This window comes from Microvirga solisilvae (assembly GCF_022808595.1).
GTDB lineage: Bacteria > Pseudomonadota > Alphaproteobacteria > Rhizobiales > Beijerinckiaceae > Microvirga > Microvirga solisilvae.
Genome location: NZ_JAKUCN010000008.1, coordinates 136,027 through 153,745, shown reverse-complemented (window position 1 = coordinate 153,745; position 17,719 = coordinate 136,027). Strand labels below are relative to the sequence as shown.

Below are 17,719 nucleotides of genomic sequence, written 5' to 3'. Positions count from 1 at the left end.
TGCCAAGGGAATGAGGCGTGCATGGGGCATCATCCGAAGGTCTTGGCTAAGAGAATTGGCTAACGACCGCGTGATCGGGGCGGTTCCTGTCTCATCCTTAAGCGCCCAAATCGGTCAAGATCGAGAAGCGCCCCGGCGATGGTGAGGCGCAGGGATTGCCCCGCCTGCGAAGCGCTTAACAAGCGTTCAAGGCACGTTTCCAATCGCTGAAGGCGGATGTTCTCGAGGCCGATCGCGCCCAGGGCCTGGGCGAGCATCCTCAAGCCGATCTCGAAGGGCTCCCGCGCGAGGCAGGCCGCTTGGAAGGACAATTCTCCCTCCGCCTCTGCGATGATGGCGGCCTCCAGGGCCTCATGAGCCTTGATCTCCAGCGCCTCGTTGGCCTGTGCCGCCCGCTCGGCGAACCGGGCCAGACGGGAGGCATCCAGCCCCTCCCCTGCCAGCAGCGGCATCAGCCTGCGCCAGCGGATTCGGGCAAAGCGCTCGTCGGCATTCGAAGGATCAGTGACGAAGGGCCAGCCATTCGTCTCGCAGAGCGCGAGCAGCTCCGCCTTCGGCCAAGCGAGCAACGGCCTTGCATGGACGATCCCGTCCCGGTCGCGCTCCCGGCGCATGCCGGCCACCCCCGTGAGACCTGACCCCTTGGCGAGACGCATGAGGACGGTCTCGGCCTGATCGTCGAGGGTATGGGCGGTTACGAGATGGGAGGCCCCGTCCTCGCGGGCCTGCTGCACGAGCAGGCGATAGCGCGCCTCTCGGGCGGCCTCCTGAAGGCCGGTCGCGGGCTTCTCCCCTGTCCAGAGCAGGGTTCGATGAGACAGACCCAGAGCTTCAGCCTCGCGGGCGACGAAGGCGGCTTCCTCGGCGGCCTCGGGCCGCAGGCCATGATCGACGGTGGCGACGGAAATCGGGATGCGGCTCTCCGAAGCCCAGCGGGCGAGAAGATGCATCATGGCCATGGAATCGGGCCCGCCGGACACGGCGGCCAGGATGCCTTGGGCCCGGTTCAGGCTGGAAAAAAGCGGCTCCTTCGCATCGGGCGGGAGCGGATCGTCAGGCGAAGGAGCGTCCACGTTTCGGGTGCTCGACTTGTCGGGCCTGGGTCAGGTGCACTTATTGCGCTTCTGCTCGCGCTCGGACGCCTGGCGTACGCTGGCGGAGGCCTGGGGATATTTGCGGTCGAGTTCGGCGAAGACGGCGCAGGCGCGGTCGCGGGCGCCGAGGCCGTTGAGGGAGACGCCGAGGCGCAGCATCGCGTCGGGAGCCTTCGAGGCGTTCGGGTGATCGGCGGACACGTTCAGGAACTGCTCGGCGGCTTCGCGGTGACGGCCGCGCTGAAGATAGCTCTCGCCCAGCCAGAACGTGGCCTCAGGCACCATCTGGTCGCGCGGATTGGATTGCAGGAAGCGGCGGAAGCCCATCTCGGCCTGATCATAATCCTTCTGCGTGAAGGCGGCATAAGCGGCATCGAAATCGCCGCGCGGATTGCCGGTGCTGGTCGCGGCCACGCTCGGGTTCGGACGGGGCTGGATCGCGCCCTGCGGAATGGCCATGCCGTTGCCGACCGCCCCAGGGGCAGGCTGCCCTTCTTCCTCGATCAGCTCGCCGATCCCGGCGAATTGCTCACCGCCCTCCCCGATCTCCGCATCGGCGAGGGGCTGCGACGGCGGCGTGGTGCCCAGCGGGCGCGGAGCGCCCGGGGCATTGGGGTCCTGGGAAGGATCATACACATCGCTGCGGCGCTGCGGCGCTGGCTGAGGCTGGGCCTGTGGCTGTGCCGGACGGGGCGTGGGCGCAACGGCCGGAGCCGAAGGCCGGGAGCCGCCACGGCCGGAGCCCTCCTGGAAGCGGAACTCCACGTCCTCCTGGAACTTGCGCAGCTGATCCTTCAGCTGGCGGTTCTCGAACTGGAGCTGCTCGAGCTGGCCGGACATCTGCCGCATCTGGTTCTCCAGGCGGTTGAGACGCACGATGGCATCGGCTGCGTCCTGCGCGGCGGCAGGAACAGCCAGAGGTGGGGCCAGAGCAAGGCTCAGGGCGAAAAACACGAGAAAACGTCGAAACATGCTGGATACCGTTAAAGGTCTTTTGCGACCGTGCCGATAACACAAAAGCGCCGCCACGGCGATAATGTGGCGGCGCTCTCAAGTGTCACACTTCGGTGTTCCGAAGGTTCTAGGCGCCTGCGCCGCCGCCGAGCACGGTGACCGCGCGGCGATTCTGCGACCAGCAGGAGATGTCGTTACACACGGCCACCGGGCGCTCCTTGCCGTAGGACACGGTGCGGAAGCGGTTGGCCGGGATGCCGCGCGAGATTAGGTAGTCGCGCACTGTCTGGGCGCGGCGGGCCGAGAGCGAGTAGTTATACTCGCGGGTGCCGCGCTCGTCCGCATGGCCTTCGAGGATGAAGGTGTAGTTCGGATAGCGCTGCAGCCATTGGGACTGCTTGTCGAGGGTGGCGACGGCGGTGGGGGTGAGATCCGTCGAGTCGGTCTCGAAGAACACGCGGTCGCCGACATTCACGACGAAGTCCTGGGCGCTGCCGGGGGTAGCAGCACCGCCGGCACCGAAGCCGGAACCGTCGGCCATGCTGTCTTTGTTGGAACAGGCTGCCGCTCCGAGAGCGAGAACGATAGCAGCGGCGAATTTGACGGCGCGCAGCGACATCATTGGCAATACTCCTTACACACACGTTTGCCGAACGTTGTGTGCGTTATACGGGCAAGATGGTTAAGGGAGGGTTCCGTCAACCTTGATGGGCCCTGCCGGAATTAAGGTGAATTATGGCCAAGTTGTGGAACTTCGGCCTAGGGTTAATAGGAAGTTAAGGATAACTCGTTAGGAAGTTACGATGGCATGCGAGGGCGGTGGCTGTTCGAGCTGGAACTCACGCAATTGAGGCTTTGACAGCCCATTCTCTTCTGGCTGGGTGTTGACCTTGAGGCCTGCCTTTCAACCTAGCTTCTTGTGGCGGAGGACTCCGAAAGCTTCCGCGAGGAGGTCGGGCTTTGAGCCGAATTTGTGCTTCATGCGTTGAGAGATCATGAATCTCATGACGAACCAGCCCGGACTGTCGGTTCAGCCTTATCGCGCCGCCCTGGACGAACTCCGCATGGAGCGCGCCTTCTCGCGCATCGCCGACAGCGACCTGCGCCAAGGCAACGCCATCCGGCTTCTGAAGAACTCCAAGGAGAACTACCCGGCCTGGATCGAGGCGATCCGCTCGGCCCGGGACGTCATCCATTTCGAGAACTTCATCATTGCCGACGACGAGACCGGCCGGATGTTCGCCGAGGCGCTCATGGAGCGGGCGCGCGCGGGCGTGAAGGTGCGCATTCTTTACGATTGGCTCGGCTCCTCATTCCGCGCCCTCCCCGCCTTCTGGCGTCGCCTGCGTGAGGCGGGCGCGGAGGCCCGCGTGTTCAACCCGCCGCGCCTGACGGACCCGTTCTGGGTACGCCGCAACCACCGCAAGCTCATCACCGTGGACGGACGCATCGGCTTCGTGTCGGGCCTGTGCATTTCCGACAACTGGGAAGGCAAGGACAACGAGCCCTGGCGCGATACCGGCATCGCGCTCGAAGGCCCCTTGGTCGCCGATCTCGATGAAGCCTTCGCGGAAAGCTGGGTGCTTGCCGGCATGCGTCCGATCCCGAAATCGGACCTCGCGCAGGCAGAGGACATTCCGCATGCGGGCAGCATGGCGGCACGCCTCATCAGCGGCGAGCCGGGCATGTTCCGCACCTATCGCGTCGATCAGTTCATTGCCGCCACCGCACAGCGAAACCTCTGGCTGACGGATGCGTATTTCGTCGCCACCACGTCTTACGTTCAGGCGCTCGGCGAAGCGGCGCGCGACGGAGTAGATGTGCGCCTGCTGGTTCCGGGTTCGAGCGATGTGCCCGCTCTTCAGCCCATCGTGCGCGCGGGCTACCGCTCGCTGATCGAGGCGGGCATCCGCGTCTATGAGTGGAACGGCTCGATGCTCCACGCCAAGACCGCCGTCGTCGACGGGCGCTGGGCGCGGGTGGGCTCCACCAATCTCAACTTCGCGAGCTGGGCGACCAATTGGGAGCTCGACGTGATCGTGGAGGATACCGGTTTCGCCGAGAGCATGGAGGCGATGTATCTGGAGGACCTCGCCAACGCCACCGAGATCGTGCCCGGCTGGCAGGCGCGCCGCAAGCGCGCGAAGAGAATGCGCTCGAAGCGCGGCAATCGCTTCAAACGCGGTGGCGTGCGCAGGCTTGCGGCGGGCGCTCTCGCGCTCTCCAGCAGCATCGGCAAGGCGGTCGGATCGCGCTCGCTCACCACAACCGAGACCAGCAGCATCGCCATCATCGGCTTCGGGCTTTTGGCGCTCGCCATCCTGATCACGGCGTTCCCGTTGCTGATCGTCCTGCCGGTGGTTCTCGCCCTCGTCTGGTTCGCTCTCGCCCTGCTGATCCGCGCCTTCCGCATCAAGCGGCGCGTGCGCCTCAGACGCCGCAAGATGGCGATCCGCCGACGCCTGAGCCGGATGAAGGAAGCGGCATCCTCCGCTGGGAAATAAAGGAAACCAACCGCCAAGCTTTGCATTGGTTTAGGGGCTTAATCCACGAAGCTCGATCCAAGGAGAGGACGATGGCTGCCGGTACCTCCAATCCCACTCACCCTGATCCGCTCTACCGCGCCGAATCCATGAGCGCGCTTCTCGCGCGCAACTGGTGGGCCGTGGCGCTTCGCGGCGTCTTCGCCGTCATCCTCGCGCTCATCGCCTTCTTCTGGCCCGGCGCGACGATCCTGTCCTTCGTGCTGTTCTTCTCCGCCTACATGCTGGTCGACGGCGTGTTCGGCATCGTCTCCGGCATCCGCGCCGCCTCACGTCACGAGCGCTGGGGCCTGCTGATCCTGGAGGGCGTCCTCAACATCATCGTCGGCATTCTCGCCTTCATCATGCCGGGCCTGACGGTTTTGTTCTTCGTCACGCTTCTCGCCGTCTGGTCGCTGATCACCGGTGTTCTGATGATCGTCGCTGCCTTCAAACTCGATCCTGCCTTCGGGCGCGGCTGGCTGATCTTCAGCGGCCTCGTCTCGGTTCTGTTCGGCGTGGCACTTCTCGTCGCCCCGCTCATCGGCGCCGTGGTGTTGACCTGGTGGCTCGGCGCCTATGCGATGGTCTTCGGCATCGCGCTGATCGTTCTCGCGTTCAAGCTGCGCAGCCGCAAAGACGATCTCACCGGAAGCGCTTCGTTGCAAGCTTGAACGAAAAAGGGCGCCTCAAAGCGCCCCTTTGTTTTCTTACTGACGCGCCTCGCTGAGAAGCGGTGACCAGGTCGGGTCCGACGCGAAGGACGGCGTCGGCACGGGCACTTCCACGCGGCCGGTGACGTCGACCATGTAGAGCTTGCCGCCTGCCTGTCCGCCCGGATCGCGGAAGAACAGGATGTACTGGCCGTTGGGCGCCCAGACCGGGCTCTCGTTGTGGAAGCCTTCCGTGAGGATGCGCTCGCCCGATCCGTCCGGCTTCATGATGCCGATGGCGAAGCCGCCGGAATGCTGCTTGGTGAAGGCGATGTAATCGCCGCGCGGCGACCAGGCCGGCTGCGAATAGGAGCCGTCGCCGAACGAGATGCGGCGCTGGTTCGAGCCGTCGGCGTTCATCGCGTAGATCTGCTGCTTGCCGCCGCGATCGCTCTCGAACACGATCTGCGAACCATCCGGCGAGAAGGACGGCGAGGTGTCGATGGCGCCCGTCGAGGTGAGGCGCGTGGTGGCCTGCGAGCCGAGATTCATCGTGTAGATATTCGCGTTGCCGCCCTGCTGCAGGCTCATGACGATGCGCTGGCCGTCAGGCCCGAAGCGCGGGGACGAGCTCATGTCGGGGAAGTTGCCGACCACCTGGCGCGAGCCGGTTTCGAGATTGATCACCTGCACGCGCGGCTGCTGGCCTTCCACCTGCGACATGAACGCGATTTCCTGCGTCACCGGCGAATAGCGCGGCGACACAACGCTGGTATCGCCCTGAGTCAGGTAGCGCACATTCGCGCCATCCTGATCCATGATCGCGAGACGCTTGCGGCGGTTTTCCTTCGGGCCGGATTCCTCCACGAACACGATGCGCGTGTCGAAGAAGCCGCCGACGCCCGTGATCTTCGAGTAGACCGCATCCGAAATGATGTGGCCGACGCGGCGCCAGAAATTGGCGTCCGTCACGTATTGCTGACCAGTGAGCTGCTGGCCGGAATCGATGTCCCACAGGCGGAACTCGGCGCGAAGACGTCCCGACGGATCGCGCGAGACGCGGCCCGTCACGAGAGCCTGCGCACCCGCCATCTTCCACGCATCGAAACGCGGCGCGGCATCAAAAGACGGACGCTCCGGGAAGCGCGACCTGTCGAGCGGCGCGAAATAGCCGGAACGCTGCAGGTTGTTGGCGATGATGCCGGAAACGCGCTGGCCGAGATCGCCCTCGCCCGAGAAGTCGGCAATCGCGATCGGCATCGGCTGGAACTGCCCGCCGGGACCGATACGCAAAGTCAGCTGTGCAGAGGCTTCAGGCACCAAAGCCATGAAGGTTCCCATGAAACAGAATGCCGCGATCAAGGTGCGGAGCAAAGACGTCCGGAGAGGCATGTTCATATCCATTGCGTGTTCATGAGGTGTCATGGAAGCCGGGAACTCAGATCTGGTTGGTATCGAACTCGATATTCCAGAGTTTCCACTCGTTATAATACGGCGCGAACTTCGCCGGGATATTGTAAGGGGCGCAACGTCGCACGGCGCGCAACGCAGCTTCAGCAGTGCTTCTGTCAATCTGGCTAGGACCGGAGCGAAGAATCTTAGGCTCTGCGGAAAGGCTGCCATCCTGATTGAAGCGCACATCCAGGATCGGGAGCGTGACCGTTCCACCCGCTGCGCCGATGGGAGGCTGGTAGCACCGCTCCATCTGCTCCTTGAGTAGACCGCCCAAAGCATCGCGCATGCTCGGATTGAGTTTCGCCGCCGTGCCGGTTTGCGTGCCGAGCGACGGAGTCTTGTTCACCTCAGCGCCGGTCGATCCGGTGGAGCGATTTCTGTCCTTGTTGTCGAGGAACTGTCGCAGATCGCCCGTATCGAATTTCTTCGCCACTTGAGCGTCCTTGCGCGCCTTCTCTTCCGCTTCGGCCTTAGCTTTCGCATCCGCGACGCGCTTGGCTTCAGCTTCGGCCTTCGCCTTCGCTTCGGCGTCCGCTTTCGCTTTTGTCTCAGCCACGCGCTTGGCCTCGGCTTCCGCCTTCGCCTTGGCTTCAGCCTTGGCCTTCGCTTCCGCTTCGGCTTTCGCCTGCTCGATTTTCGCTTTCTCGATGGCTTCGGCCTCGGCCTTCTCGGCGGCTTTCTTTTCTTCCGCCGCCTTCGCTTCTGCAGCAGCCTTCTGCTCGGCGGCCTTGGCGGCAGCTGCCGCAGCCGCAGCTTCGGCGGCCTTTTCCTCTTCAGCGACCTTCATCTCTTCGGGACGCTTCGGAGGGGCCGGCGCATTCACCTTGTCTTCGCCCGGCGCATTCTGCTCGGTCTTTTCCGCGACCTTGTCGACGCGCGGCTTCGGCGTCGGCTGCACGCTCTTGGCATCCGTCTCGCCCTTGGTGATCTGCGAGACCATGTTGTCGGTGACGACCTCGACGGGGATGCCTTCCTGCGCGTCGGGGAACGGAGAGACAGGCGAGATCAGCAGCAGAATCGCGGCCGACACGAGCACAAGCCCGTGAATCAGCCCCGAGATCCACATGCCCGGTTCGGATGGGTTGAATTTCAACTTCAACGCCACTTTTTCTCGCCCCTTACCGCCAATCGCCGATCGTTACTGCGCCACTTCGGTCACAAGCGCGACACGCTTGTAACCGGCAGTCGTGACGATGCTCATGATCTGTGCGACGCGTCCGTAATCCACCTTCTTGTCGCCGCGCACGAAGATGCGCTCGTCGAAGCCCGCCTTCGCCACTTCCGCAAGCTTGCCGACGATGGCCTCGTCCGTCAGTTCCTCTTCGCCCAAGAACACCTGGCCGCTCGCCTTGATGGAGAGAGCCACGGGCTTGGTGTCGGAATTGAGCGGCGCCGCCTTCGTCTGCGGCAGATCGATGGGAACGCCCGCCGTCATCATGGGAGCCGCCACCATGAAGATGATGAGCAGCACCAGCGTGACGTCGATGAACGGCGTCATGTTGATTTCGTTGATCGCGCCGCCGCGCTGTCCGCGTCTGCGGCGACGACGACCTCCTCCTGCTGCACCTGCCATCATGGCCATCGCTCAATCCCCTCTTCTCAAGCCGCGCGCGAGATGCGCTCGTCGATCTGACGGGACAGGATGGCGGAGAACTCGTCGGCGAAGCCTTCGAGACGCGACTGCATCTTGGCGACTTCCGACTGGAGCTTGTTGTAGGCAAGCACCGCCGGAATGGCCGCGAAGAGGCCGATGGCGGTGGCGAACAACGCTTCCGCGATGCCGGGCGCCACGACCGCGAGGCTCGTGTTCTTGGAAGCGGCGATGGAGGTGAACGCGCTCATGATGCCGACCACGGTGCCGAAGAGGCCGATATACGGACCGGCCGAACCGATGGAGGCGAGAATCATGAGGCGGGAATCAAGACGCTCCACCTCGCGCTGGATGGTGACGTCGAGAACCTTGTCGATGCGCTGCGGCAGGCTCTGGAACGAGCGGCCCGAGCCCTCGAAGGAGCGCTTCCACTCGCGCATGGCGGCGACGAACACGGCGGCCAGGCCGGTGGCCGGGCGGCTCTGGAGGGAGCGGAACAGCTCCTCGAGCGACTGGCCGGACCAGAACACGTCCTCGAAACGGTCCATGGCGCGCTTGGTGCGTGCGTAGAGCAGCGTCTTGTCGATGATGATCGCCCAGCACCACACGGACGCGCCGAGCAGGCCGATCATCACGAGCTTGACGACGAGATTGGCCTGCCAGAACAAGCTGAACAGGGACATGTCATGCGCCACAGGCGCGGCCTGGGCCAGTTCGGCCGGATTCATCAGTTTCGTCCTCGCTCTTCGAGCAGCCTTGGGAGAAACCCCAAGGCCCACCGCAACAGGTCTAGGAAAATTGTGTTTGCTTACCCTGCTCGTTCGCCCGCGAATCTGTCGAAAATAAGGGCGCGACGCACAAGGCGGCTCACGATGTCCAGACCGTCGTCTTTTAGGCACAGAGTAAGGTTAAGGCTTGGTTTAAGCGCGGCTTATCAGGGCCTTAATAGGGGCAAATGACGCATGGGAAAGGTTGCCACGACCAAGCGGAGCTGGCCTTATCGGCCCTTCTTTCCTGCCGAGAATCACATAAGCCCATGAGCCGCCGCCTGAGCCTTGACGCCCTTGCAACCCTGCCCGGCTTTATCGGACGGCCAAGCTATGACCGGGCGCAGCTTCGCCCCGGCATCCTGCATATCGGCGTCGGCAATTTTCATCGCTCCCATCAGGCTCTCTATCTCGACGACCTGTTCAACCGTGGCCGGGACCATGATTGGGCCCTCCTCGGCGCCGGGGTCAGAGCCAGTGACGCCGCCATGCGGCAGGACCTCGCGGATCAGGATTGGCTTACCACCGTAGTCGAAATGGAGCCTGGCGCGCATCGCGCCCGTGTGATCGGCTCGATGACCGGCTTCCTGCCCGTGTGCGAGGACACGAGCGCCATCGTCGCGGCCTTGCGCGATCCGGCCATCCGCATCGTGTCGCTCACCGTAACGGAGGGCGGCTATTGCATCGATCCGGCGACTGGCCGATTCAATCCGGCGCATCCGGAGATCGTCTACGATGCCGCCCATCTCGATGCGCCGAAGGGTGTGTTCGGAGCGCTCGTGGCCGCTTTGAAAGCGCGACGCGACGAAGGTCTCGCGCCCTTCACGATCATGTCCTGTGACAACATCCCTCACAACGGCAACGTCACCCGCGATGCGGTGGCGGGCCTTGCCGCGCTGATCGATCCCGCTCTTGCGATTTATGTGCGGGACAAAGTGTCCTTTCCCAACAGCATGGTGGATCGCATCACGCCCGCGACCAATGATGCGCAGCGCACCTTGCTGAAGGAGCGTTTCGGCATCGAGGACAAGAGGCCCGTCTTCTGCGAGCCTTTCCGCCAATGGGTGCTGGAGGACAATTTCCCCTCCGGCCGCCCGGCGTTGGAAGAGGTGGGCGTGACCTTCACGCCGCATGTGGCGGCTTTCGAGCTAATGAAGCTGCGCATCCTCAACGGCGGACACGCGGCCATCGCCTATCCCGCCGGATTGCTCGGCATCCATTTCGTGCACGATGCCATGGCCGATCCGCTGGTGCGCGGCTTCCTCGACAAGCTGGAAACGGAAGAGATCATCCCGCATGTGCCGCCGGTGCCGGGCGTCGATCTTCGCGATTACTACAAGCTGATCGCGCATCGCTTCTCGAACCCGGATATCGGCGACACGATTCCACGTCTTGCGCAGGACGGATCGAACCGCCAGCCGAAATTCATCCTGCCCTCGACACGCGACCGATTGCAGGCGGGCGCGGATGTAACAGGCCTTGCCCTCGTCTCCGCCTTGTGGTGCCGCTATTGCGCGGGCAGCACGGATGCAGGCGAAGCGTTCCCTCTCGACGATCCGAACGCAGCACGCCTCACGCCAGCGGCGCTCGCGGCAAGGAGCGATCCCGCAGCCTTCCTTGATCTGCGCGACATATTCGGCGACATCGCGGATTCATCCGCTTTCCGTCTGCGCTTCGAGAGCGCGCTCAACAGCCTATGGCGCGACGGCACGCGCACGACGCTGCAACGATATTTGAACGGCACCCTCTCTTAAGGAAAACCAATGCCTCACGACACCAGCACCGATCCTTGCGCCATCGTGCAGGGACAGCTCGACGCCTACAACGCGCGCGACATCGACGTCTTCATGCAATTCTGGGCTGAAGACGCGCAGTTCATCTCTTTTCCGGATAATCTGCTAGCGAGCGGGCACCCGCAAATCCGCGAGCGGCATGTGATGCGCTTTCAGGAGCCGAACCTTCATGGAAAGCTGATCAAGCGTATGAATGTCGGCAACATGGTCGTGGACCAGGAGGTCGTGACGCGAACCTTCCCGGAAGGCACGGGAACCGTCGATGTGATCGCTCTATGAAGTCGAGAATGGCCTGATCCAGAAAGCCTGGTTCAAGATGGGATCGCCGGTTCTCGACAAGGCGCAATAAGGAAAACCTATTCGCAAGACCTGCCGTCACGGTCGGCATCGTGCCATTGCCAATAACCGGGTCCATCGTAATAGGCTGGAGCTAAGCCTACCGCGCGGGCCATGCCGCAGCTCGGCATCGCTGCGAGATGCTTGAAGGTCAGGGTCGGATTCCAGGGGCTCAACTTCAGGAAGCCCCATGTCACGGCAAAGGAGAGAAGTGCCGCAAGGGCCGCCCATCTAGCCCAAAGCAGATATCGGCGGAGCTTGATGGCGCGCTCGTAACGACGCGATATTTTCTGAAAGCGGCTCTTCAGGCGCCGCGCTTCCCTTTCAGGATCCCGGCCAACGTGAATGCCCCACCCTTTCGGCAAAACTCTCATAGCGCCCCCTTATGGGGAACTATTCATAGTGCATAATCGCGCAACCGCGAAGCTGATGCAGCCTGCCGGGTCACTCGGTATGGACGGATAGCGCTGCACGAAGGCTGTCGGGAATACGAACGGCGCGGCCGTCGCGCACGGCAGCCACCATTACGTCGGCGCGCACGAGCACCTCGTCGCCACGACGGACTTCCTGTTCCAGGGTCATCGAGGCGCCGCGCATTTCCTTGGAGCGCGTGACGACAGTGAGCACGTCATCCATGATTGCGGCTCCCAGAAAATCGATATTCATCTTGCGCACGACGAAAGCGAGGCCGCCCATCTCCGCATGAAGATCGGATTGCGCCACTTCCACTGCGCGCAGGATCTCGGTGCGTCCGCGCTCCAGAAAGCGCAGGTAACTCGCGTGATAGACGCGGGCGGAAAAATCCGTGTCTTCGTAATAGACGCGGATGGGGAGAACATGCGCGCCATCTCGCATGATGCCGGAGAGATGGGGCCAGCGATCACCCTCCCCTTGAGGGGGAGGGTCGGAGCGCGACAGCGCTTCGGGGTGGGGTGGCGGCGCGACATTGGCAGATGTGGAGTTTCCCACCCCCTCCCGCACCTGTGGCGCGACCTCCCCCCTCAAGGGGGAGGTGTTGGCGTCGCGCTTTTCACTCATTCCTCATCCCCGTTGAACAGCCCGAACTGCGCCGTCGTCTCGCGCGTCGGTTCCGGCATGCCGAGATGCTTGAAGGCGTGCGGGGTGAGGATGCGGCCGCGCGGGGTGCGCTGCACGAAGCCCTTCTGGATCAGATAGGGCTCGATGATGTCCTCGATCGCGTCGCGCGGTTCGGAGAGTGCTGCCGCGATCGTCTCGATGCCGACAGGACCACCGCCGAAGGAATTGGCGATCATGGTGAGATATTTGCGGTCCATGAGATCGAGGCCGATGGGATCGACATCGAGCAGGCGCAATGAGCGGTCGGCGAGTTCGCGGGTAACGACCTCCGCATTCTCGACGATGGCGAAGTCGCGCACGCGGCGCAGCAGGCGACCGGCGATGCGCGGCGTGCCGCGCGCGCGCCGCGCGATTTCGTTCGCGCCCTCCTCGCTCATGTTGAGCCCCATCACGCGCGCACCGCGACGCACGATGAGTTCGAGTTCTTCCACGGTGTAGAACTCGAGGCGGATCGGAATGCCGAAGCGGTCACGCAAAGGCGTGGTGAGCAGGCCCGCGCGGGTGGTCGCGCCGACAAGCGTGAATTTCGGCAGCTCGATCTTCACCGAGCGCGCGGCGGGGCCTTCGCCGATGATGAGGTCGAGCTGGTAATCCTCCATGGCGGGATAGAGGATTTCTTCCACGGCGGGATTGAGGCGGTGGATCTCGTCGATGAAGAGCACGTCGCGCTCTTCGAGGTTGGTGAGCTGCGCCGCCAGATCGCCCGCCTTCGCTATCACGGGTCCGGAGGTCGAGCGGAAATTCACGCCAAGCTCGCGCGCCACGATCTGCGCCAGCGTGGTCTTGCCCAGTCCCGGAGGGCCGACGAAGAGCACGTGGTCGAGGGCATCGCCCCGCGCCTTGGCCGCGTTGATGAAGACCTGGAGATTGGCGCGCGCGGCGGCCTGGCCCGTGAAGTCGCCAAGCGACAACGGCCGGATCGACGCATCGACATCGTCCTCGCGCTTTTCGGGGCTGAGCAGGCGGCGTGAATCGGTCAAAGAGGCTTACCTTCCAAAGGCTTCATATAGGCGGCGAGACACTAATACGCCATTCTTAACAGGATCAAAACAGGAACGTTTAGGGTTTATGGCTGAGCATCCCTAGAGGCGCTACGTTCATCTTGACGGACAAGGAGCCAGCAAGATGTCGCAATCACAAAGCAGACAAACACGAGCAAGCCGACCGCATTCATTTCTTCTGCCGCCATGAGCGTAAGATCGAAATGACCATCCCAAATGTCCAGAACGAATGGGATCGAAAGCCCAAGCATGATCCCAGCCAACGAGACGTAGAACCACTCATATCTTGTCTTGAGGCTCTTTATCGCCACTACCAGCGCGCTTAAGACCAGTGATATGGCGACAGATGCAGCAAACGTCGGAGCAAAAAAATATAATATGGAGCCAACTATAAAGACGAACGCTCCTCCATCAAGAAGAGCACGTATAACATCAGTTAATATAACGCTATAAATCCATGCAGATAGAACGCCAATCACAGGACCAAAAGCGCAGTAATTCTTGAATACAGATAAGCACATTGTCTTGAATGCGCTATTCTGAGAGGCCAAAGAGCTATCTCGTGGTCTGCCTGCCATGATTAGCGCGCCAGTTCTCTCAAGCCCAGTCGGATCAGCGTCTTCGCCTCGGCCTCATCGCCGGCCTGCTTCATGGCGGCGGCGACGGCGGCTGAAGCCTGGACCTGAGGGTAGCCGAGATTGACCAGCGCCGAGATGGCGTCGGCCACCGGGGCGGGAGCGCTTCGGTCGTCGATTGCATCGGTGAGGCGGATGAGAGCCGGGTCGACGGCGGCGAAGGCGGGGGCCTTGTCCTTGAGTTCGGAGACGATGCGTTGTGCAAGCTTGGGGCCGACACCGGGGGCGCGGCCGACGGAAGCCTTGTCGCCGGTGGCGATGGCGGTGGCGACGCTGGCGGGATCGAGCACGGAGAGGATGCCCAGCGCCACCTTGGAGCCCACGCCCTGCACGCTCTGGAGCAGGCGGAACCATTCGCGCTCCGCATCGGACTTGAAGCCGAAGAGACGGATCATGTCCTCGCGCACATGGGTCTCGATGGAAAGCACCGCCGCCTCGCCCGTAGGCGGCAGATTCTGAAGCGTGCGGGAGGAGCAATGGACCACATAGCCGACCCCATGCACGTCGATGATGACGAAATCCTCGCCGTAGGAATCCACCACGCCTTTGAGTTTGCCGATCACGTCAGTCCGCCCCCTGATAGTCATCCCGGGGCTGCGGAGCAGAACCCAGGATCGTGTGCAGGATAAAACACTGTTTCCCCTGAAAGGGAAGCCTTTGGTCGCGCTTTGTTCTCACCGCGATCCAGGATCTGCGCTACGCTTCGTGCGGGATGACGCCTTTTCAGATGATCTCAGAAGCTCGCCGCCAAAGCGCGGGCCTTGCGATGATGCGCGTGGGCGATGGCGATGGCGAGAGCATCGGCGGCGTCGGCTTTCTTGAAGTCGGCCTTGGGCAGCAGGATCTTCACCATGGCCTGAACCTGTTGCTTGTCGGCATGGCCTGCGCCCACCACGGTCTTCTTCACCTGGTTGGCGCCGTATTCTGCCACGGGCAGGTTGTGGAGCGCGGGCACCAGAAGCGACATGGCGCGGGCCTGGCCGAGCTTGAGGGTCGCCTGCGCGTCCTTGTTGACGAAGGTCTCTTCCACCGAGACCTCGTCCGGCGTCCAGGTGCGGATGACATCCGTCAGCCGGTCATGGAGCTGCTTGAGGCGCAAAGCGAGATCAAGATCGCCGTCCGACGTCACGACCCCGCAGGCAACGAACGAGAGCTTCGTCCCCTCGACGGTGATGACGCCCCAGCCCGTGTTGCGCAGGCCGGGGTCGAGGCCGAGGATGCGGACGCGCTCGCTCACATTCAGCCAGCCATCTTCTGCATGAGTGCTTCGGAGAGTTCGAAGTTGCCGTAGACGTTCTGCACGTCGTCGTGCTCTTCCAGCGATTCCATGAGCTTCATGAGCTTCTCGCCGGTCTCGTCGTCAACGGCGACGGGGGTCTGCGGCTTCCACACGAGCTTGGAGGCCTTCGGCTCGCCGAACTTGTCCTCGAGCGCCTTGGTCACCTCGTTGAGGGAGGTCTGCTCGCAATAGATTTCGTGGCCGTTCTCGGTCGACACCACGTCCTCGGCGCCGGCCTCGATGGCGGCTTCCAGCATGGCATCGGCATCGGCCACGTCAGCGCCGAACTCCACATAGCCCACGCGGTCGAACATGAAGGACACCGCGCCGGTCTCGGCGAGGTTGCCGCCGCTCTTGGTGAAGTAGGAGCGAATGTCAGAGGCCGTGCGGTTGCGGTTGTCGGTCATCGCCTCGACGATGATGGCAGCACCACCGGGGCCGTAACCCTCGTAGCGAATCTCGTCATAGTTCTCGCCGTCATTGCCCGCCGCCTTGTTGATGGCGCGCTGGATGTTGTCCTTGGGCATGTTCTCGGCGCGGGCAGCCAGGATCGCGGCGCGTAGGCGCGGGTTCATGTTGGGGTCGGGCATGCCCATCTTGGCCGCCACGGTGATTTCGCGGGCGAGCTTGGAGAACACCTTGGAGCGTACGGCATCCGCCTTGCCCTTGCGGTGCATGATGTTCTTGAACTGTGAATGTCCGGCCATCGGGGCCTCCGGGAAAGCGGCCGAGAGCTGCCCTGCCCGGGCGCTCGTCAGGCGCATGAATGTTGACGATGAAGGGCTTATAAGGCGGCGAAGGGCTTCAGGCCAAGCCCCTTGCTACACTCTTCCTTAAAACCCTAACCAGCCCGGCATGTTGTGAATGGCTGCCAGGATCAGGTGATAAGAGGCGCCGAGCACCGTGGCGGTGTAGGCCATGCCGGCAAGGCCGATAAGAGAGCCTAAGATCAGAAGATAACCATCTTCCTCGATCACCGCGATGGAGATGATGACCAGGGCCGCAGAGGGCGGAATGTTGGTGCCTGGAAAAGGAATAAGCACGCATAAGGCTACGAGGATCGCGAAAAGCCCCACCGCCCGGTCGCCCACCACCCCGAAAAGCTGGGTGAGCCTCGGTTTGCAGAAGCGCTCCAGCCATTGCAGCTTGGGCTCGGCAACATCGATGAACTTGCGGAATTTTTCGAGCGACAGCTCCCGGCGCATGAAGAATTGCGGCAACCAGGGGCGCTTGTGGCCGAGCAGCATCTGGATGCCGAAGATCAGAACCGGGGTGCCGAACACCCCGGCGACGCCGGGGGGCACAGCCGGAATGCTGTTGGGGAGGCTGAAAAGGATCAGCACGAAACCGAAGGCGCGGTCGCCGAGGGCCTCGATGATCTCCCGAACAGAGATCGTGTCGCCCTTGGCCTCCTCGACGACGGCACGCAGGACGGCGGAAACACTCTGGTGTTCATGCGCCTGATGAAATTCGCTGTCTTCGCGATAGCTGCGCTTTCTAGCGCTCACAGGCTCTGTCTTGGCGTCCACCTTCGTCCTCCGTGGCGCTTCAAATGGGGACGAGGCTGGCTTAGGTAAAGGGAGGGGATGCGCTTCCTCTCAGTGTCATTCCCGGCCGGAGCGAAGCGGAGGGGAAGGGAATCCACCCACACGCTGAGCTTGACCGTGGATCCCCTTCCCTCGCCTACGGCTCGCCGGGGATGACACAAAGCACGCCTAATCCCAGAACCGGGGCCAAGTTTCTTCCAGGTTCGGGCCGATCCGCACCGCCGCCACGCGGACCGCGAGGCCCGTCCTATCGTCCGTCTCAACCGCGATGCCGGAGAGCGTGCCCTCGCCGAGGCCCGGCTCCAGGCGGGTGCCGGGGGTCTTCTGGATGAAGCGGCGGATCGCCTCTTCCTTCTGCATGCCGAGCACGGAATCGTAATCGCCGCACATGCCCGCATCCGACATATAGGCCGTGCCGCCGGGCAGAACCCGGTGATCCGAGGTCGGCACATGGGTGTGAGTGCCCACGACCAGGCTTGCCCTGCCGTCGAGATAATGGCCCATCGCCTCCTTCTCGCTGGTGGCCTCGGCATGGATATCGACGATGATCGCGTCCGCCACTTGACCTAAGGGGCAAGCCTCCAGCGCCTGATCGACGGCGGCGAAAGGATCGTCGAGCGGGTCCATGTAAAGGCGGCCCATCACCTGCACCACGAGGACCCGGTGGCCTGAGCGGGTATCGATGAGGTTCGCGCCGCGCCCCGGCGTGCCGGGCGGATAATTGGCGGGCCGCAGCAATCTCGGCTGACGCTCGATGAAGACCAGGGTCTCGCGCTGGTCCCACGAATGGTTGCCGAGGGTGACCGCATCGGCGCCCGCATTCAGGATCTCGTCACAGATCGCCTCGGTGATGCCGAAGCCTCCGGCAGCGTTCTCGCCGTTGATCACCACGCAATCGAGCTTCCAGCGCTCACGAAGCCCAGGCAGCCGCTCGATCATGGCATTGCGGCCGGCGCGTCCGACGATGTCACCCAGGAAGAGAAGGCGCATGATA

At 63.1% G+C, this 17,719-nt stretch carries 19 protein-coding genes; 4 read left to right on the top strand and 15 right to left on the bottom strand.

Going from position 1 to position 17,719, the window contains the following annotated elements:
* Nucleotides 1-59 precede the first annotated feature (59 nt).
* From tilS to pal, 3 genes are all read right to left on the bottom strand, one after another.
* A complete protein-coding gene (gene tilS, locus MJ639_RS15790) occupies nt 60-1,073 on the bottom strand; it encodes a tRNA lysidine(34) synthetase TilS (protein ID WP_243374824.1) in 1,014 nt (337 codons plus the stop codon).
* Nucleotides 1,074-1,103: 30 nt separating this feature from the next.
* Nucleotides 1,104-2,066: a tol-pal system protein YbgF gene (ybgF, locus tag MJ639_RS15785; RefSeq protein WP_243374822.1), complete on the bottom strand. Its 963-nt coding sequence runs from the start codon at nt 2,064-2,066 to the stop codon at nt 1,104-1,106.
* 109 nt (nt 2,067-2,175) lie between these two features.
* Nucleotides 2,176-2,670, bottom strand: a complete 495-nt coding sequence (gene pal / locus MJ639_RS15780) for a peptidoglycan-associated lipoprotein Pal (protein WP_243374820.1) — start codon at nt 2,668-2,670, stop codon at nt 2,176-2,178.
* A gap of 373 nt (nt 2,671-3,043) precedes the next feature.
* Here pal and MJ639_RS15775 point away from each other — a divergent pair, with 373 nt between their 5' ends.
* Together MJ639_RS15775 and MJ639_RS15770 are read left to right on the top strand one after the other, a co-directional pair.
* The gene (locus MJ639_RS15775) at nt 3,044-4,552 is read left to right on the top strand and encodes a phospholipase D-like domain-containing protein (protein ID WP_243374819.1); all 1,509 of its coding nucleotides are present in this window, start codon (nt 3,044-3,046) and stop codon (nt 4,550-4,552) included.
* A gap of 71 nt (nt 4,553-4,623) precedes the next feature.
* Nucleotides 4,624-5,244 (top strand): HdeD family acid-resistance protein, encoded by a 621-nt coding sequence (locus tag MJ639_RS15770; protein WP_243374817.1) that lies wholly within the window; start codon nt 4,624-4,626, stop codon nt 5,242-5,244.
* A gap of 36 nt (nt 5,245-5,280) precedes the next feature.
* Here MJ639_RS15770 and tolB read toward each other — a convergent pair whose 3' ends face one another.
* The 4 genes from tolB to tolQ all read right to left on the bottom strand — a co-directional run bounded on the left by tolB (nt 5,281) and on the right by tolQ (nt 8,997).
* Nucleotides 5,281-6,552, bottom strand: coding sequence for a Tol-Pal system beta propeller repeat protein TolB (tolB, locus tag MJ639_RS15765; RefSeq protein ID WP_243374815.1), 1,272 nt, complete (start codon nt 6,550-6,552; stop codon nt 5,281-5,283).
* A 109-nt stretch (nt 6,553-6,661) separates the two neighbouring features.
* Nucleotides 6,662-7,777: a cell envelope integrity protein TolA gene (tolA, locus tag MJ639_RS15760; RefSeq protein ID WP_243374936.1), complete on the bottom strand. Its 1,116-nt coding sequence runs from the start codon at nt 7,775-7,777 to the stop codon at nt 6,662-6,664.
* Between the two features lie 39 nt (nt 7,778-7,816).
* On the bottom strand, nt 7,817-8,260 hold the full coding sequence (locus MJ639_RS15755; RefSeq protein WP_243374813.1) for an ExbD/TolR family protein: 444 nt from the start codon (nt 8,258-8,260) through the stop codon (nt 7,817-7,819).
* Nucleotides 8,261-8,277: 17 nt separating this feature from the next.
* Nucleotides 8,278-8,997, bottom strand: coding sequence for a protein TolQ (gene tolQ / locus MJ639_RS15750; protein WP_243374811.1), 720 nt, complete (start codon nt 8,995-8,997; stop codon nt 8,278-8,280).
* A 308-nt stretch (nt 8,998-9,305) separates the two neighbouring features.
* On the opposite strand from tolQ, the gene MJ639_RS15745 reads away from it, so the two are divergent.
* Together MJ639_RS15745 and MJ639_RS15740 are read left to right on the top strand one after the other, a co-directional pair.
* Nucleotides 9,306-10,790 (top strand): mannitol dehydrogenase family protein, encoded by a 1,485-nt coding sequence (locus MJ639_RS15745; RefSeq protein ID WP_243374809.1) that lies wholly within the window; start codon nt 9,306-9,308, stop codon nt 10,788-10,790.
* A gap of 9 nt (nt 10,791-10,799) precedes the next feature.
* Entirely contained in the window at nt 10,800-11,108 is a 309-nt protein-coding gene (locus MJ639_RS15740) for a nuclear transport factor 2 family protein (protein WP_243374807.1), read from the top strand.
* 501 nt (nt 11,109-11,609) lie between these two features.
* On the opposite strand, the gene ybgC is transcribed toward MJ639_RS15740, so the two are convergent.
* The 8 genes from ybgC to MJ639_RS15700 all read right to left on the bottom strand — a co-directional run bounded on the left by ybgC (nt 11,610) and on the right by MJ639_RS15700 (nt 17,715).
* On the bottom strand, nt 11,610-12,020 hold the full coding sequence (ybgC, locus tag MJ639_RS15735; protein ID WP_243374934.1) for a tol-pal system-associated acyl-CoA thioesterase: 411 nt from the start codon (nt 12,018-12,020) through the stop codon (nt 11,610-11,612).
* Between the two features lie 179 nt (nt 12,021-12,199).
* The gene (ruvB, locus tag MJ639_RS15730; RefSeq protein ID WP_279306660.1) at nt 12,200-13,243 is read right to left on the bottom strand and encodes a Holliday junction branch migration DNA helicase RuvB; all 1,044 of its coding nucleotides are present in this window, start codon (nt 13,241-13,243) and stop codon (nt 12,200-12,202) included.
* A gap of 86 nt (nt 13,244-13,329) precedes the next feature.
* On the bottom strand, nt 13,330-13,842 hold the full coding sequence (locus MJ639_RS15725) for a hypothetical protein (protein WP_243374805.1): 513 nt from the start codon (nt 13,840-13,842) through the stop codon (nt 13,330-13,332).
* A 2-nt stretch (nt 13,843-13,844) separates the two neighbouring features.
* Nucleotides 13,845-14,462 (bottom strand): Holliday junction branch migration protein RuvA, encoded by a 618-nt coding sequence (ruvA, locus tag MJ639_RS15720; RefSeq protein WP_243374803.1) that lies wholly within the window; start codon nt 14,460-14,462, stop codon nt 13,845-13,847.
* Between the two features lie 170 nt (nt 14,463-14,632).
* Nucleotides 14,633-15,136 (bottom strand): crossover junction endodeoxyribonuclease RuvC, encoded by a 504-nt coding sequence (ruvC, locus tag MJ639_RS15715; RefSeq protein WP_243374801.1) that lies wholly within the window; start codon nt 15,134-15,136, stop codon nt 14,633-14,635.
* 2 nt (nt 15,137-15,138) lie between these two features.
* Nucleotides 15,139-15,885, bottom strand: coding sequence for a YebC/PmpR family DNA-binding transcriptional regulator (locus tag MJ639_RS15710; protein WP_243374799.1), 747 nt, complete (start codon nt 15,883-15,885; stop codon nt 15,139-15,141).
* Nucleotides 15,886-16,011: 126 nt separating this feature from the next.
* Entirely contained in the window at nt 16,012-16,707 is a 696-nt protein-coding gene (locus tag MJ639_RS15705) for an exopolysaccharide biosynthesis protein (RefSeq protein ID WP_243374791.1), read from the bottom strand.
* Between the two features lie 186 nt (nt 16,708-16,893).
* Nucleotides 16,894-17,715 (bottom strand): TIGR00282 family metallophosphoesterase, encoded by an 822-nt coding sequence (locus MJ639_RS15700; protein ID WP_243374789.1) that lies wholly within the window; start codon nt 17,713-17,715, stop codon nt 16,894-16,896.
* Between the last annotated feature and the right edge of the window lie 4 nt (nt 17,716-17,719).

What these genes read in the sequence shown, in the direction of transcription:
- ybgC (WP_243374934.1), bottom strand. Translation starts at nt 12,020, where the DNA reads ATGCGAGATGGCGCGCATGTTCTCCCCATCCGCGTCTATTACGAAGAC.
- MJ639_RS15770 (WP_243374817.1), top strand. Translation starts at nt 4,624, where the DNA reads ATGGCTGCCGGTACCTCCAATCCCACTCACCCTGATCCGCTCTACCGC.
- ybgF (WP_243374822.1), bottom strand. Translation starts at nt 2,066, where the DNA reads ATGTTTCGACGTTTTCTCGTGTTTTTCGCCCTGAGCCTTGCTCTGGCC.
- pal (WP_243374820.1), bottom strand. Translation starts at nt 2,670, where the DNA reads ATGATGTCGCTGCGCGCCGTCAAATTCGCCGCTGCTATCGTTCTCGCT.
- MJ639_RS15775 (WP_243374819.1), top strand. Translation starts at nt 3,044, where the DNA reads ATGAATCTCATGACGAACCAGCCCGGACTGTCGGTTCAGCCTTATCGC.
- tolB (WP_243374815.1), bottom strand. Translation starts at nt 6,552, where the DNA reads ATGGCTTTGGTGCCTGAAGCCTCTGCACAGCTGACTTTGCGTATCGGT.
- MJ639_RS15725 (WP_243374805.1), bottom strand. Translation starts at nt 13,842, where the DNA reads ATGGCAGGCAGACCACGAGATAGCTCTTTGGCCTCTCAGAATAGCGCA.
- tolQ (WP_243374811.1), bottom strand. Translation starts at nt 8,997, where the DNA reads ATGAATCCGGCCGAACTGGCCCAGGCCGCGCCTGTGGCGCATGACATG.
- MJ639_RS15745 (WP_243374809.1), top strand. Translation starts at nt 9,306, where the DNA reads ATGAGCCGCCGCCTGAGCCTTGACGCCCTTGCAACCCTGCCCGGCTTT.
- MJ639_RS15710 (WP_243374799.1), bottom strand. Translation starts at nt 15,885, where the DNA reads ATGGCCGGACATTCACAGTTCAAGAACATCATGCACCGCAAGGGCAAG.
- MJ639_RS15740 (WP_243374807.1), top strand. Translation starts at nt 10,800, where the DNA reads ATGCCTCACGACACCAGCACCGATCCTTGCGCCATCGTGCAGGGACAG.
- MJ639_RS15755 (WP_243374813.1), bottom strand. Translation starts at nt 8,260, where the DNA reads ATGGCCATGATGGCAGGTGCAGCAGGAGGAGGTCGTCGTCGCCGCAGA.
- MJ639_RS15700 (WP_243374789.1), bottom strand. Translation starts at nt 17,715, where the DNA reads ATGCGCCTTCTCTTCCTGGGTGACATCGTCGGACGCGCCGGCCGCAAT.